The sequence below is a fragment of the Paraburkholderia sp. 31.1 genome (genome assembly GCF_014397645.1).
GTDB lineage: Bacteria > Pseudomonadota > Gammaproteobacteria > Burkholderiales > Burkholderiaceae > Paraburkholderia > Paraburkholderia tuberum.
Window position 1 is genome coordinate 1 of record NZ_VZQN01000216.1, and the last position, 408, is coordinate 408.

General features: G+C 66.2%; 1 pseudogene. It reads right to left on the minus strand.

The features are described 5' to 3' along the window. Positions 1–301 (minus strand): annotated as a pseudogene (locus F6X37_RS36060) (flagellar motor protein MotB); the annotation flags it as partial. Between the last annotated feature and the right edge of the window lie 107 nt (positions 302–408).

Here is a 408-nt window from a genome sequence, read left to right on the forward strand (position 1 = left end):
GCAGTTCGCCATCAACGTAGACGTCGGCAGCGGCCGACCGGCCCGCACCCGCGGATGCATCACGGTAGTAGACGATCTGCGCCTGCTGGGGGCCGACCTGTCCGACCGGCGCGTAGCTCTGGCCGAACACCTTGCCGGGCTGCGTACCGGCACGGGCCGTCGGCGCGGTGCCGGGTGCGGCTGCCTGGGTGACCGGCGGTTGCGGGTTAGAGAAAGTCTGTTGTGCGATGGCGGGCAAGGTACCCGCCGTCACGAGCAATGCGCCTGCGAGCGCACGCATCAGGGTTTGATTGAAAGTCATGGTCAGTTCGTCAAAAACGGTCCCCCGGGCAACGCGATGCTGCTCAGGGAGCCTGATTAAATGGTTGGTGATTCCGGGTCCGCGACGCAGGTCATGCGTCGCGGACC